This window comes from Mycoplasmopsis synoviae ATCC 25204 (assembly GCF_000969765.1).
In the GTDB taxonomy this organism is placed as follows: Bacteria; Bacillota_I; Bacilli_A; order Mycoplasmatales; family Metamycoplasmataceae; genus Mycoplasmopsis; species Mycoplasmopsis synoviae.
Genome location: NZ_CP011096.1, coordinates 1 through 14,799, shown reverse-complemented (window position 1 = coordinate 14,799; position 14,799 = coordinate 1). Strand labels below are relative to the sequence as shown.

Here is a 14,799-nt window from a genome sequence, read left to right as displayed (position 1 = left end):
GTTTTTTAATTATTTTGTTCTAATTTCTTTTAAACGTGCACTCTTACCTTTACGGTCACGCATGTAGAATAGTTTTTTTCTTCTAACTTTGTTAGAACGTAAAACTTCAATTTGAGAAATTGAAGGCGAATTTGTTGGAAATGTTCTTTCAACACCTACACCGTATGAATATTTTCTAACGGTAAACATTTCTCTTGTACCTGATTCTGATTTTTTAATTACAAGTCCTTCAAAAATTTGAATTCTTTCTTTTTCTCCTTCACGGATACGAAGGTGGACTTTAACGTTATCACCAGTTTTAAAACTTGCTAAATCAGTACGTAATTGAGGTGCCTCAACTAATTCAAGTAATTTATTTCTCATTTTTTATCCTTTCTAATATATCAGGTCTATTTTTCTTTGTTTTTTCTAACTGTGCTTTTAATTTTCACTCACTTATTTCTTTGTGATTCCCATTAAATAAAACTTCTGGCACTTTCATGTTTTTATATTCTCTTGGTCTTGTATATTGTGGATAATCTAAAAGTCCTTCGTTTTGAAATGAATCATTTTCAACGCTTTCTTTTTTGATCACTCCTGGAACAAGACGGCAAATAGAATCCGCGATAACCATAGCTGGAAGCTCGCCACCTGTTAAAACATAATCACCAATTGATATTTCTTCGTCAACTAAATATGTAACTCTTTCGTCAAAACCTTCATATCTACCAGAAATTAATGTTATTTGATCGTATTTGGCTAATTTATTGGCCATTTTTTGGTCAAATATTTTGCCCTGAGGAGTTACTAGGATTTTATATCCGCCTCTATTTTCAAGTGAATCTAGCGCTAAATCAATTGGTTCAACTTGAAGTAAAAGCCCGTGCCCTCCGCCATAGATTTCATCATCTACTTTGCGGTGTTTGCTTTTAGTAAAATCCCTAAAATCAACAACATTAAATTCAAGTATTTTTTTATCAACGGCTTTTTTAATAATGCTTTCGTTGATTAAAGGTTCGAAATATCTTGGAAATAAAGTTAGAAAATTAATCTTCATTATTTTTTAGCTTTTAAAGATTCTGTTAGTTTATTGTTTTTAAATAAGTTTCAAACAGTAACTGTAGGTTTTGCACCATTAGCTAGTCATTTTGCTGTTTTTTCACTATCTAAAACGAAATCTTTATTAGATGGGTTATAGTGTCCTAAAGCTTCGATAAATTTTCCATCACGTGGTGCTCTAGCGTCAGCTACAACTATTTTGTAAACTGGACGGAATTTACTTCCCATACGTTTTAATCTAATTTTAACCATATTCTCCTTTGCTGTCAAGCTATTTTGCTTTACACTATTACTAGATGGAATTATATATTATTTTTATTAAAATAAGTATAATTTTGCTATATATTTAAATACAAAATAAATACAAAAAACAATTTAATCTGGAGATAAATGTCAGCAATTAAAAAAATCCATGCAAGAGAAGTTTTAGACTCACGTGGTAATCCAACTGTTCAAGTTGAAGTGTATACAGAACTAAAAGGATATGGTTCTGCAATGGTTCCATCAGGAGCTTCTACTGGATCAAGAGAAGCTCTTGAATTAAGAGATAAAGGTTCAAAATTTGAATCTAATTGATTTGGTGGAAAAGGTGTAATGCAAGCGGTTGAAAACGTTAATAAATTAATCGCTCCTGCACTTATAGGTTTTGAAGTAACCGACCAAAGACAAGTAGATTTAGCTATGAAGGCTTTAGATGGAACTAAAAACAAAGAAAAATTAGGAGCTAACGCTATTTTAGGAGTTTCTCTTGCTGTTGCTAGAGCCGCTGCTAACGAATTAGATCTTCCTTTATATAAATATTTAGGTGGATTTAACGCTCACAAACTTCCTCTTCCAATGCTTAATGTAATCAACGGTGGAGAGCACGCTTCTAATACTTTAGATTTCCAAGAATTTATGGTTATGCCAGTTGGAGCTAAATCATTTAGAGAAGCATTGCAAATGGCAAACTTTGTTTTCCATAACCTTGCAAAATTACTTAAAAAACACGGACACGGTGTTCAAGTTGGTGATGAAGGTGGATTTGCACCTAACTTTAAATCACACGAAGAAGCATTAGATTTTTTAGTAGAAGCTATTAAATTATCAGGATACAAACCTGCAACCAGCGGAGAAAAAGCTGTTGCTATTGCAATGGACTGTGCATCTAGCGAGTTATATAAAGATGGTAAATATACATTCGGTAAACTAAAAAAAGCAATCGAAGAAAAACAGCCAGGATTTGAAAACTTAGGAAAAACCAAACTAGTTTATACAACCGATGAATTAATTGATTATTTAGATCACCTTGTATCTAAATACCCAATCGTATCTATCGAAGATGGACTTGCAGAAAGCGACTGAGCTGGATTTGAAAAATTAACCAAAAGACTTGGACACAAATTACAAGTTGTAGGGGACGATTTAACAGTTACAAACACAGAACTTCTTGCTAAAGCTATCGAAAGAAAAGCTATGAATTCAATTTTAATTAAAGTAAATCAAATTGGTAGCTTAACAGAAACATTTGAAGCTATTCAAATGGCACAAATGGCAAACATGACTGCAGTTGTGTCACATAGATCAGGTGAAACTGAAGATACAACTATTGCAGATGTTGCAGTTGCTATGAATACCGGACAAATTAAAACCGGATCAATGTCAAGAACAGATAGAATTGCAAAATACAATAGACTTCTTGCAATTGAAGAAGAATTATCAAAAGCTTCAACATTTCCAAAAGACGCATTTTACAATCTTAAAAAATAAATAATTTACCACAAAAAAGATCAATTAATTTTGGTTTTTTTATATTGTAAGGTAAACCTTACCACACAAAATTTAATAAAATTGCCGATTTTTTAAAAATCGGCTTTTATTTTTTACGCCTTTTCTTGCTGCTTTTTCTTTATTTGTGGTTTTTTATGTTTTGATATTTATCACATTCATAAAAAATACCTTCCTAAAGAAATTAGATAGGTTTTTAATTTAATGTAAATAATTTTTTCAGGTTTTAACTATTGACATTACTTATTTTTTGTTATACAATTATATTGATTCTTTTCTTCAAGATTTTTTTATTTTTAGTACTAATATTGCTATTTGTAGTTCAAGCACTAAATAATGAAAATCCTGTTAGAATAAAAAAAGATCAATTAATTTTGATCTTTTTTTTCATATTGTAAAGTGCAAGTTACCACTTACAATTTACAATATGGGAACGAATACGCCTTATTTATAGGTGTATTCGTTTTTTTTCATTACAACTTGGAAACGCAGGTTTTATATACACACTATTATAGTGTAGTTTCAAAAAAAAAAAAAAAAAAAACGGTTTATTTTGAAAAAAGGCGCAAAAAAAGACCATTTAAATGGGTCTTTTACTACCTTTGGTGCGCGAGGAGGGACTTGAACCCTCATGCATTGCTGCACTAGAGCCTAAATCTAGCGTGTCTGCCAATTTCACCACCCACGCAGTTTTGGTGCCGTCTATAGGACTCGAACCTACGACCTACTGATTACAAGTCAGTTGCTCTACCAACTGAGCTAAGACGGCATGGTGGAAGATAAGGGACTCGAACCCATGACATTCGCCTTGTAAGGGCGACGCTCTCCCAGCTGAGCTAATCTTCCAAATGGCAGTCTGTACGGGGATCGAACCCGTGCGTGCATGGATGAAAACCATGTGTGTTAACCGCTTCACCAACAGACCTAATGGCGCCGATTATTGGGATTGAACCAATGACCAACTGGTTAACAGCCAGCTGCTCTACCGCTGAGCTAAATCGGCAACTTGGGTATACGTATAAATATAGCTTATATATTATACATATTTCAAAAAAATTTATTCACATTTTTTGAATTAATATTTTAATAATTTTTCGGCTTTTTCTTGGTTTGTTTTGTTGCATAAATAAATATAAAACTTAAATAAAAACATAGAAAGTGCACCTAATACTAGTAGCTCTACTAAAGCGTTAACAGATATTAATGAAACTCAAAAAACAAAACCTTTTAAGCTCTCTCCAATAAAAGCAATTGTAGAAATTGCATTATGTAAAAATAAAAACGCAGTAACTAAAACGGTATTAGCAAGCGCGGCAAGAAGCCCTAAAAAAAGCGCTTTTCAAATAGTTATTTTTTTTATTTTAATAACTATTACTCCTATTAATGCACCAACTAAAAGTCTTGGTAGAAAAGCAATATCAAAATAGATAAATAAAATTCTTCCATATAAAAGCGCGGCCAAAAAACTTCCTAGTCCTACAAAGGCTCCTGATGCAAGTCCACCAAAAAAACCTAAATGAAATGATGCAATTATAATTACAATGGTAATGATGTTTATAGACACTGGGCCAATGGTAATTAGCCCAATATAAGGAATAAGGCTTAAGCCTAAAATTATCCCTAAATACATTCCAAAATAAGCTATTCTTTTAATTGACATAATTAGGTATATAATTTTATAACTTTATTATTTTTTTATGAAAATCCTTCTACTGGTTACCTCTAGCATTGCAATAGTTAAATTAGGTGATTTTTTAAATCTTTTAAAAAAAGATTCTAAAAATCAAATAACAGTTGTCTTATCTAAAAATGCTTCTAAATATAAATTAAATTTTCCTAAAGAAGATGAAAATTTAAAGTATTTATATTCAGAGAGCTACATTAAAAAAGATCCTCAACATGTTTATCTAGCTAGAGATAATGACCTAATAATTCTTTTTGCAGCTACATATAATACCATTACAAAATTTGCACGTGGCATTGCTGATAATTTTCTAACTTCAATACTAGCAGTTAATAAAAAACCGGTTGTAATTCTTCCGGCTATGAATTCAAATATGTGAGAAAATCCAATTAATTTAGAACACGTTTCTAAATTAAAAAAATACGGTCACATATTTATAGGTCCAGATTGTGGAACGCTATATTGCAATGACTTTGGAATTGGAAAAATGGTTAAAATCAGCGATATTTACGAGCGCTTATTTGGTAAAAATAAACCAAAACTGCTTTTAAGTTTTGGTTATACCAAAAGCCCTATTGATTCGGTAAGATCGCTAATGGTTCCATCAAGCGGAAAAATGGGACTGGCACTGATTTCAGAACTTGCTTTTGATTTTGATTTAACAGTTATTAATGCGTCCTTGCAGCATTTAAATTCAAAAATTCCAGCTAATGTAAAAGTTGTTAATGTTAACTATATCGACGAATATAAAGAAGCAGTTTTTAGTGAAATAAAAAACAGCGATGGCTTTATATCAGTAGCTGCTGTTAGTGATTTTATTTTTGAAAAAATAGATAATAAAATTTCTAAAAATAATTCAAGTGGAGTTTTAAAATATCATATAGGTAGTGATGTTTTAAAAGAAGTATCTAACAAATACCCAAACAAAATAATGGTAGGTTTTTCTTTAGGTGATTCTAATAATTACAAAGAAAAAGCTAAAGAAAAATTAATAAATAAAAAACTTAGTTTAATAGTAGCTAATAGCATTTCTTCATTAAATAATGAAAACATTAACGCAAGTTTATTAGATAAAAATTTAAATGAAATTTATTTTGAAAATGTTTCAAAATATGATTTTGCTAAAGAAATTAAAAATCAATTATGAAAAATAATCAAAGCAAAATAAAATTAGTTATTGATGTTGGTAATTCTTATTTAAAAATAGGGATTTTTCATGATTTAGAATTAATAGAGCTTAAGAAATTTAAAACAAAATATTTTAAAATTTCATATTTTCAAAACTTTTACAAAAAAGTATTTGCAAAATACAAATTTAATTTATTTATAGTTTTTGGTAGCGTGGTTCCAAGTATTGAGCAAAAGTTTTTAGATTTTGTTAAAGAAAATAATTTAGAAAACAACTTTTTTTTAATTAATAATTATTTAAAACTTTCTTTTAAGGTGCCACAAGAAAAATTAGGCCTTATCGGTAACGATTTACTTGGTGCTATGGAATATGCTTCTAAAGAAACGAGTAATGCACTTATTTTTCTTTTTGGTACAGCATCAGTTGCTCTTCTTCTAGAAAAGCTAAATTTTAGCGGAGCAATAATAGCACCTGGAATGAATTTTAGTTTTAATAATTTATTATCTAAAGCTAAAAAACTAAAAGGATTTAAGCTTCACAAAGAAAATGTTTCACTGTGAAATTTAAACACTCAAGATGCTCTTGAATCTGGATATGAGAATTTAAAAAATGGTTTTATTAAACAAATAATTTGTAAAAGTAATTCTAATTATCCTGTTTATATTTCTGGAGGAGATATTAGTAATTTAAGCCCAGAAATTAGTCATCAATTTGTAGATAATATCGTACTTAAAGGTTATTTACTTATTTACCTTAAAAATTGTTAAAATTCTAAATAATTATGAATATAAAAAACTGAACTGAAAATAAAAACTCTTTGTTTCAACAAAGAATTTTACCTGCATTCATAATGGTTTTTTTCTTTTTTATATTTATAGGAATTTTAAGGTTTGCTTATTTTTATAGTTTTAGTTTTAGTTCTGAAGTAATAATATCAACTAGAGCTATTAGTCTTTTATTAATGTTTGGTGTTGCATTTTGAGCAATGCTAGAATTAAATAAAGCTTTTTTAGAAAATAAATATGTAAGTGTTATTTTTGCATTTGCAATAAGCGCTTATACTGTATTTTTTAATGGACCTATATTTAGTAAATACTTTGTTTATTCAACTGAAAAATTTGCATTATCAGAAAACTATTTATCAATGTTTTCTGTTTTTTATTTTAACTATTGATTTTGAGTAAAACTAATTATTACTTCACTTTTATTTTTAGTTCTTAGAATAGTTATTCTTTCTAAAAGTAAAGTAATAATTAGTGGCATTTTATTAAAACTACTTTTATATTTTGTTGCTAATTTTGTTATTTGATCTTTTATATATTGCGTATTTATTTTTTCTTACATGCCTAGCGGATTTCAAAATTTAATTATATTTACTACCATTGCATCATTTTATGATGTTGGCGGATTTTTTGGTGGTAAATTTTTAGGTAAAAAAATTATTAAAAGACCATTTTCACCTTTTATTAGTCCTAGTAAAACTTGAGAAGGCGCTTTAGTGGGACTTGTCTTTTCAATTGTGTTTGTTTTTGTTGAAATCTTTTTAGCCAATGTAATAGAGCCTAATAAATTCAATTTAGCGCAAGTTATATTAAATGTAGGAAGCTCTTCATTTAATGGAAAATTATTTGGGACAGCATTATTTTTTATAGTATTTGCTCCTGTGGTTTCAATGCTTGGTGATTTACTTTTTTCTTTAATAAAAAGAGTTTGCCTTATTAAAGATTTTTCAAAAATTTTAAAAGGCCATGGCGGAATATTGGACCGTATTGATGGAATTGCTTCAGTGTTTGCGCTTTGAAGTTTTTTGATGGTTATTTTATATTTTTTAAATTATGTTGGATAGGTAAAGATGAAAGAATATAAAGACGTCAAAGTAAAATCATTTGCAAATTATTTTAATTTAGAGTTTTATGAAAATTTAATAGATATAAAACTGCTAGATTATTCAATTGATCAAAATACTAAAAAAATAAATTTATCTTTTGAGCTTGATTCATTTCCTACTGTAAATGATTTTTTTGCTTTTATTGGCAACCTTGACAACATAAAAGATTTCAAAGTTTTTTATTCTTTTAGTTTTTTAAAAATTAATAACACTGAATCTTGAATTGAAAATTTTTTAAAAACTGCTTGTGAGTATTTAAAGCTTAATGAATTAAATTCAGTTAATAAAGTTAACAATCAATTCTTTTATGATGAATTTTCTAAATCTTGAAAAATATCCTTAACCAAAACTGCAAATGAAATTAAAGTAGAAAAAGAACTATTAAAACTAAATAAATTTTTAGACAAAATAGGGATCGATATCATTTCTTGTTTTATTGATAATAAAGATAGTGCAAATAATTCTGATGAATCAGATATAGAATCATCAGTTTTAAATTTTGTTCAAAACTTTCAAGAAGAATTTGAAACAAATTCATCTTCAACTTTTTCTAAAAATAAATTTAGAAAAAAACAATCAAGAGAAATTCAGTTCTTTTCAATCAAAGAATTAAACGAAAACTTTTCGTCACTAAAAAAAGAACAAATTTCAGTTACAGGAACTATTTATAAAAAGGAACTTCTTTTTAAAAATAATAGTTTTGAAAAACATAACCTATTTATAACTGATTATGATGATGCAATTAAACTAATTGCTTCTAAATCATCAAAAGTAAAAAATGAATTTTTAGATAATTTAGAAGTTGGTAAAACTTTTATATTTTATTGCTACGTTGATACCGATCAAAGAGGTAATAAATACATTCAAATAACTAAAGTTAATACTTCGCCTGATTTAAGAGAATATTCAACTGATCATCAAAAAATAAAAAGAATTGAATTTAACTGTAAATCTAAAAACAATACTTTAGATGGGCTTCTTACTCCTGAAGAAATAGTAGCAGAAGCAAAACGTCAAGGACATAGCGCTGTTGGAATTAGTGATTATAATTCTATTTTTTCATTTCCTGAATTTTATTACGCTGCCAAAGCTAATAATATAAAACCAATATATGGTGCTGGTTTCGCGATGCTAGAAGATACTAACGGCGCTTTTTTAACAGAGTTCCAAAACCAAGATTTAATAACTGGTAGATATGTGGTATTCGATATCGAAACAACAAGTCTTAGTGCATATCACGGTGAAATAATTGAATTTGCTGCAACTATTATTGAAAATAAAGCAGTTGTAGATAAAGTAGATATCTTTATTAAATCAAAAGAAAAACTATCACACTTTACAACTCGACTAACTTCTATTACTAATGAAATGCTTGATCAAAAAGGTATTGAGTTAAAAGAAGCGCTTCAAAAAATTTATGACGTTCTAAATAATAACGTTGCAGTTGCGCATAATGCTAATTTTGACTACAACTTTTTGATTGAAAAATTTGATCAAAATAATATGCAAGCTCCTAAATGTACTTTTATAGATTCTTTAGTGGTTTCAAGAATATTATTTGAAAAAAGAGATAAACACAACTTAAATGAGTTTTGTAGAAACTTAAATGTTAACTACGATACCGAAAAAGCTCATAGAGCTATTTATGATACAGAAGTATTAGCTGATGCTTGAATTGAAGCCACATTAAAGTTAAAAAATACAAAACAAATAAGTAATTTTCAAGAGCTTTCTGAATATAAATCAGATGCATTATTTTCAAAACATTTTTCTTTATATATAAATACAGTAGTTAAAAATCAAGCTGGATTAAAAGAATTATTCCAACTGGTTTCTATTGCTAACACTAAAACATTTTATGGTGCACCTAAAATATTTTGAAGCACATTAAAAAGCTTTAAAAATATTCTAGTAGGAAGTAATGGAGTTAAAGGTGAGTTATTTGATATTCTTCTGCTATCAAGTAGACAAAGAGTTGAAAAATATATCCAAAAACTTGACTACATTGAAATTCCTCATCCTGATTTATTTGATTCATATTTAGATAGAAACCAATTAACAAAAGATCAATTATTAGAATCACTTCAAATATTAATTAGCTTAGCTAAAAAACATAATAAGCTAATAATATCTACCGCTGAGCCTAGATATAGACATAAAGGTGATAGAGAAATTTTTAAGGTTTTAACTTCATTTCCTATTAGAGATAAAAGGCATTTCTTATGAAACTATAAAGCAGTAAAAGCAGGAAATTACAGCGTTCCTAATTTTTACTTTTTAACAACAGATGAAATGCTTGATGCTTTTAGTTTTTTAGAAGATAAATCATTAATTGAAGATATCGTTGTTAATAATGCTCATAAATTAAATAATTTAATTGATGAAAATATTGAAGTTATTAAAACTGATTTATATCCTCCATCAATTAAAAATTCATCAGAATTATTAAAAGATTTAGTTTATAAAAATGCAAAGAAAAAATATGGTGAAGTTTTACCAAAATTAGTTCAGGATAGAATCGATAAAGAATTAATTCCGATCATTAATTATAAATTTGATGTTGTTTATTGAATATCTCATATATTAGTTAAAAAAGCAAATGACGATGGTTATGTTGTAGGAAGCCGTGGTAGTGTCGGTTCTTCTTTAATTGCAAATTTAATTAACATAACTGAAGTTAATCCGCTTGAGCCTCATTATATTTGTGATAATTGCAAACATTTTGAAGTAGTTAATAACGACAAAATAACATCAGGATATGATCTTGATGACAAAAATTGTCCTAACTGTGATTCTATAATGGATAAAGACGGGCATTCTATTCCATTTGAAACATTTTTAGGTTTTAAAGCTGATAAAGTTCCTGATATAGATTTAAACTTTTCAGGTGAATATCAAATTGCAATTCATAACTACACCAGAGAATTATTTGGTGAAGATAAAACCTTTAGAGCTGGAACAGTTTCTTCTATTCAATATAGAAAAGCATTTGGATTTATTAAAAAATATATAGAAGATACAAATACATTTTATTCAAATGGATTTATCGACTATCTTGCAGAAAAATGTATCGACGTAAAAGTTACAACCGGGAAGCATGCTGGAGGTATTGTAGTTCTGCCAGAAAATTTAGATATTGAAGAATTTACTCCAGTAAACTATGCATCTGATGGACTTGAAGATAAAGAGTGAAAAACAACACATTTTAAATACGATTTTTTAAAAGAAAATCTTTTAAAACTTGATCTTCTGGGACATAGCGATCCAACTCAAATTAGGTTTTTAGAACAAGCAACAGGGCTTCTATCTAAAAACATTCCTAAAAAAGATAAAAAGCTATTAAAGTTATTCTCATCGACAGAACCTATGGAAATCGATCCAAACGATATCAACGGAGAAACAACAGGGGCTATCGCCCTTCCGGAATTTGGAACTAAATTCACCAGAGGAATAATCAAAACTTCTAAGCCGCATTTATTTGCTGATTTAATTTCTATTTCAGGCTTATCACACGGGCAAAACGTTTGAAAAAATAACGCTGAAGATTTAATACTTAACGAAAATAAAACTCTTAATGAAATAGTTTGTTGTAGGGATGATATCATGAACTATTTAATTAAAAAAGGAGTTGATGCTAGTTTATCTTTTAAAGTAACTGAAAGCGTTAGAAAAGGAAAAGGTGTAGATAGCGAAGACATTAAAATACTTTCTACATACAATATTCCTGATTGATTTTTTAATTCAATGCAAAAAATTAAATATATGTTCCCTAGAGCTCATGCGGTAGCTTACGTTATTATGGCTTGAAGAATGGGATACTATAAGCTTTATTATCCACTTGAATTTTATGCATCATTTTTCAGTGTTAAATGTTCTAAATTCGATCTATCTGCAATGATTGATTTTTCAAAAGATGGTTATTGGAAAATAAAAAATAAAATCGAAGAAATTGAAAAATTAATAAGAACAAATAACAAAAAAGATAATAAAAAAGAAGAAGATATTTTAGAGTCATTAAATGTCGCTTTAGAAATGTATTCAAGAGGATTTACTATTCAAAATATTGACATTGAAAAATCAGATGCTTATAACTGAATAATAGATAAAGATTCCAAATCGCTAATTCCTCCGTTTTCTGCTCTTGATGGAATTGAAGCTGGAGCTATTAAAATAATTAACGCAAGAAAAGAACGGCCTTTTAAAACAGTTTTAGATTTCGCAAAAAGATCAGGGGTGAGCTCTACTATAGTTGAAAAATTAAAAGAATTAAACGTCTTTAAAGATCTCCCAGAATCAGAGCAACTATCTTTATTTGGATAAAATTAAAAAACAAAAAGCCATTTTTTGGCTTTTTCATTATTCTTTTTCGACTTTGTGGACAATATTATTAATTCAAATAATATCACCTGGATAAACTTTTTTATTTCTTTCAGTTGTTTGTTTTCCATTTATTAAAACTTTATTGATTTTGTTTTGTAGAAAGAATTTAGCAGTTCCACCAGAATCAACTTCATCAATTTTTTTAAGCAATTGACTTAGCTTAATGTATTCTCCGTAAATTTTTATTGTCATAAATTCCTAAAACATTAAAGCAGCAATAATTTGAATGTTTGAATCATTTTCTGTTGATTTCAAAATAATTCTTGTGCATTTATTCTCATCGTCATTTGAAAGTACAAATTTAGCTGATACTAGACCTTCATTTAGTGTTTGAAGAGCATCGTGTAAATAAACGTAGTTAAACGCTACTTTTACTTTTGGTCCATTTACTGTTAGTGAACTTGAAATTGTTTCAGATTTACCAATTTCCGAAACTTCGTAGTTTAACTTCATTTGATTTTCATTGTTTAATTCGATGTAAATTTTCTTTTGTTCTGATGATAGAAAATAAACTTTTTGAATTAATGATAAAAATTCTGATTTTTCGATTAATACTTCTGTGTATTTGCTTAATTTAAATAAACTATCAACATTTAAATATTTTTCTTTTGCTACTCTTAAAAAGATTTTAATATCATCATAGAATACCCCGATTCTATCTTCGTTAATAAATAAATTAACATCTTTTGGAGCACTTTGAGGAAGAAGTTTTTTAAGTGATTTAGCATCAACTAAAAAATCAAATTCATTTACATTATCAACATTTAATGAGTCAGTAGAAAATCTACTAAAGTTAGTTGAATATAAAACAATTTTATTTTCTTCTTTTTTACCTTTTATATTTATGTATTTTAATCTTCTATCTGTTGTATTTTCGTTTGCAGCACTAGGAGAAACAGAAGCGTTTTTAATTACATTTTTTAACTCTTTAGATTCAACAGAAAAAACATTATCGTGTTGATCGAATTCTACTTTTCTAAAAGATTCTGTTTGTTTTTTTGAAAGTTCAAATCTTGAATAAACATCATAAATTAAAATAGAATTATTTTTCTCTTGAATAGTAATAAAACCTTCAAGTTTAGAAACAACATCCTTAAGCATTAAAGCATTAATTAAAATTTCGCCTTTTTTCTCTAATCTAATTTTATTTTCATCTACTTTTGTTTTTATTTGAGCAGCAATAGAATTAGAATTAGCTATTACATGTAAAAAATCACTATTTATTTTTATATAAAAGCATTTATTTGAATCAAAAGAATCTGATGAATCAGTGTAATTTATAAGTGTGTGAATAATTTCTTCAATTTTTTTCTTATTAATATGAAATAGCATAAAAATGTCCTTAAGGTTTAAATTTTAAATAGTATTAATAAATGATGTTTATAACTATATAAATTTTACTTTATTTTTCAAAAACTCTATAAATTAGGATTTTTAATTCATTTTAAGATGTTGATAACTTGTGTGTTTATTTATCTTATTTTTGTTAGTTTTCGTGGATTTTGTTGATGATAGAATTAATTTCTGATTTTTTTTCTAGATTCTTCATCTTTTCATTTACTTTTCTAATTATATAAATAACTGATGAATGATCCATGTTAAAGTCACGACCAATTTCGTTTAGTGATTTATTTAATAGTTTTTTATCTAAATAAACACAAATGTGTCTAGCCCATGAAACTGAAAGTTTTCTTGATTTAGATTTGATTTCTTTTTTTGATATTCCAAAAAATTTAGAAACTTTCGAAATTATTAAGTCTATATTTATTTCTTCTTTTGTTTTTACATCTTGATCAAGTAACGACTTAATGAATTCAACTTTATTTTGAAAACCTTCTAAAAACTTCATTCTTATTTTTAAGTTATTAACAATTTGAATTAAGTTTCAATTACTATTAGAAGTGTTAAATAATATAAATTCAATTGATTGTTCATCTAAAACTTCAAATAGTTTTGGATTTAAAAATTGTAAAAATGATTTTCTTTCAGATAGCTTTGGTGATTCAATAGAAACCTTAATACCAGAACCTAGTCTATTGAATAATTTTTCATCAAATAAAGATTTCAGTTTTTTATATTCAGTTTTAGAAGCTATTATTGTTAATTTATTTAAATTGATTCTATTTTCAATAATGTTAAGAATAAAGTTTTTGGTTCCTTTTTTCTTACCTTCTCCATAGTCATCAAAGTCATCAAATAAAACAACATCAGCGTTTATAAAGAAGTTATTAAGCTCTTGTTTTGTCAGTGAATTATTTTCAAATAATACTTGAGTTATTTTGTTTGAAAAAAGTGCTGGCTGAATATAAACACAAGATTTATTTTGTTTTTTAGCTTCGTTTGCTATAGCAGAAAGTAAATGACTTTTTCCTGATCCGCTTTTACCACACAAAAAGTAAATGTTGTTAAATTCGCCAGTTTCATTTAAACTATCTTTTAAAACTTCAAGAGCAAGTTCGTTAAAAGTAGATTTAAAGAAATTATCAAATGTATAGTTTTTGTTTTTAATACCGAAGTCATTGTTTTTAAATTTAATGCTTTGCGTTTTTTCTACTTTATTTCGGCTTGAATTTTGAAGCAGCAGATTTAATTCTTTTTCTGAATGGATTAAATAAAAATTATCAAGCTTAAAATTTTTAGATTTAAAAAACCTAAAAATTAAATCCTGATAATTTTCTAGTATAAATTTTTGAATGCTTTTTTTAGAAAAAAGAGGTGAAAAGATATAAAGTTTTTTATCTTCAAATAATGCAAAAGTACTATTCTTGAAAAATTCTTCAAAGTTTTTTTTGTTTTCGTTATTAATAAAAAAAAGATCGAAATCTTCTTTTAATTTTATTAAATTCACTTTTTGCATACTTAGTTAATTGTATAACAAAATATAAAAATATATGTGAGTAAAATGTAGATAAA

At 27.3% G+C, this 14,799-nt stretch carries 12 protein-coding genes and 5 tRNA genes; 5 read left to right on the top strand and 12 right to left on the bottom strand.

Annotated elements, in window-relative coordinates; genetic code table 4:
- Positions 1–9 precede the first annotated feature (9 nt).
- Genes rplS through rpsP form a run of 3 tightly spaced genes read right to left on the bottom strand, consistent with a single transcriptional unit; the run spans position 10 to position 1,290 of the window.
- Complete coding sequence (gene rplS / locus VY93_RS00085; RefSeq protein ID WP_020003045.1) at positions 10–363, bottom strand: 50S ribosomal protein L19; 354 nt, start codon at positions 361–363, stop codon at positions 10–12.
- Positions 353–1,036 (bottom strand): tRNA (guanosine(37)-N1)-methyltransferase TrmD, encoded by a 684-nt coding sequence (gene trmD / locus VY93_RS00080; protein WP_020003046.1) that lies wholly within the window; start codon positions 1,034–1,036, stop codon positions 353–355. The genes rplS and trmD overlap by 11 nt, the downstream gene beginning before the upstream one ends.
- Entirely contained in the window at positions 1,036–1,290 is a 255-nt protein-coding gene (gene rpsP, locus VY93_RS00075; protein WP_011283176.1) for a 30S ribosomal protein S16, read from the bottom strand. The genes trmD and rpsP overlap by 1 nt, the downstream gene beginning before the upstream one ends.
- 138 nt (positions 1,291–1,428) lie before the next feature.
- Here rpsP and eno point away from each other — a divergent pair, with 138 nt between their 5' ends.
- Positions 1,429–2,787 (top strand): phosphopyruvate hydratase, encoded by a 1,359-nt coding sequence (eno, locus tag VY93_RS00070; RefSeq protein ID WP_020003047.1) that lies wholly within the window; start codon positions 1,429–1,431, stop codon positions 2,785–2,787.
- A gap of 621 nt (positions 2,788–3,408) precedes the next feature.
- On the opposite strand, the gene VY93_RS00065 is transcribed toward eno, so the two are convergent.
- The 6 genes from VY93_RS00065 to VY93_RS00040 form a co-directional block, all read right to left on the bottom strand.
- Positions 3,409–3,493 (bottom strand) — tRNA-Leu (locus tag VY93_RS00065).
- A 5-nt stretch (positions 3,494–3,498) separates the two neighbouring features.
- Positions 3,499–3,574 (bottom strand) — tRNA-Thr (locus VY93_RS00060).
- A 1-nt stretch (position 3,575) separates the two neighbouring features.
- A tRNA-Val gene (locus VY93_RS00055) sits at positions 3,576–3,651 on the bottom strand.
- A gap of 3 nt (positions 3,652–3,654) precedes the next feature.
- Positions 3,655–3,730: transfer RNA gene (locus VY93_RS00050), tRNA-Glu, on the bottom strand.
- A 3-nt stretch (positions 3,731–3,733) separates the two neighbouring features.
- Positions 3,734–3,808 (bottom strand) — tRNA-Asn (locus VY93_RS00045).
- Positions 3,809–3,880: 72 nt separating this feature from the next.
- Positions 3,881–4,465, bottom strand: a complete 585-nt coding sequence (locus VY93_RS00040) for an ECF transporter S component (RefSeq protein WP_020003048.1) — start codon at positions 4,463–4,465, stop codon at positions 3,881–3,883.
- Positions 4,466–4,502: 37 nt separating this feature from the next.
- On the opposite strand from VY93_RS00040, the gene coaBC reads away from it, so the two are divergent.
- The 4 genes from coaBC (at position 4,503) to VY93_RS00020 (ending at position 11,826) form a co-directional block, all read left to right on the top strand.
- Positions 4,503–5,657 (top strand): bifunctional phosphopantothenoylcysteine decarboxylase/phosphopantothenate--cysteine ligase CoaBC, encoded by a 1,155-nt coding sequence (gene coaBC / locus VY93_RS00035; RefSeq protein ID WP_020003049.1) that lies wholly within the window; start codon positions 4,503–4,505, stop codon positions 5,655–5,657.
- Positions 5,633–6,385, top strand: coding sequence for a type III pantothenate kinase (locus VY93_RS00030; protein WP_020003050.1), 753 nt, complete (start codon positions 5,633–5,635; stop codon positions 6,383–6,385). Before coaBC ends, VY93_RS00030 begins: the two co-directional genes overlap by 25 nt.
- 83 nt (positions 6,386–6,468) lie before the next feature.
- Positions 6,469–7,464, top strand: coding sequence for a phosphatidate cytidylyltransferase (locus tag VY93_RS00025; protein WP_020003051.1), 996 nt, complete (start codon positions 6,469–6,471; stop codon positions 7,462–7,464).
- A 6-nt stretch (positions 7,465–7,470) separates the two neighbouring features.
- Positions 7,471–11,826 carry a PolC-type DNA polymerase III gene (locus VY93_RS00020; RefSeq protein WP_020003052.1) on the top strand — a complete coding sequence of 1,452 codons (4,356 nt, stop codon included), beginning with the start codon at positions 7,471–7,473 and terminating at the stop codon, positions 11,824–11,826.
- 36 nt (positions 11,827–11,862) lie between these two features.
- On the opposite strand, the gene yaaA is transcribed toward VY93_RS00020, so the two are convergent.
- The 3 genes from yaaA to VY93_RS00005 form a co-directional block, all read right to left on the bottom strand.
- Complete coding sequence (yaaA, locus tag VY93_RS00015) at positions 11,863–12,078, bottom strand: S4 domain-containing protein YaaA (protein ID WP_011283169.1); 216 nt, start codon at positions 12,076–12,078, stop codon at positions 11,863–11,865.
- 6 nt (positions 12,079–12,084) lie between these two features.
- Positions 12,085–13,218 carry a DNA polymerase III subunit beta gene (locus VY93_RS00010; protein ID WP_020003053.1) on the bottom strand — a complete coding sequence of 378 codons (1,134 nt, stop codon included), beginning with the start codon at positions 13,216–13,218 and terminating at the stop codon, positions 12,085–12,087.
- Positions 13,219–13,372: 154 nt separating this feature from the next.
- Positions 13,373–14,743, bottom strand: coding sequence for a helix-turn-helix domain-containing protein (locus tag VY93_RS00005; protein ID WP_020003054.1), 1,371 nt, complete (start codon positions 14,741–14,743; stop codon positions 13,373–13,375).
- Between the last annotated feature and the right edge of the window lie 56 nt (positions 14,744–14,799).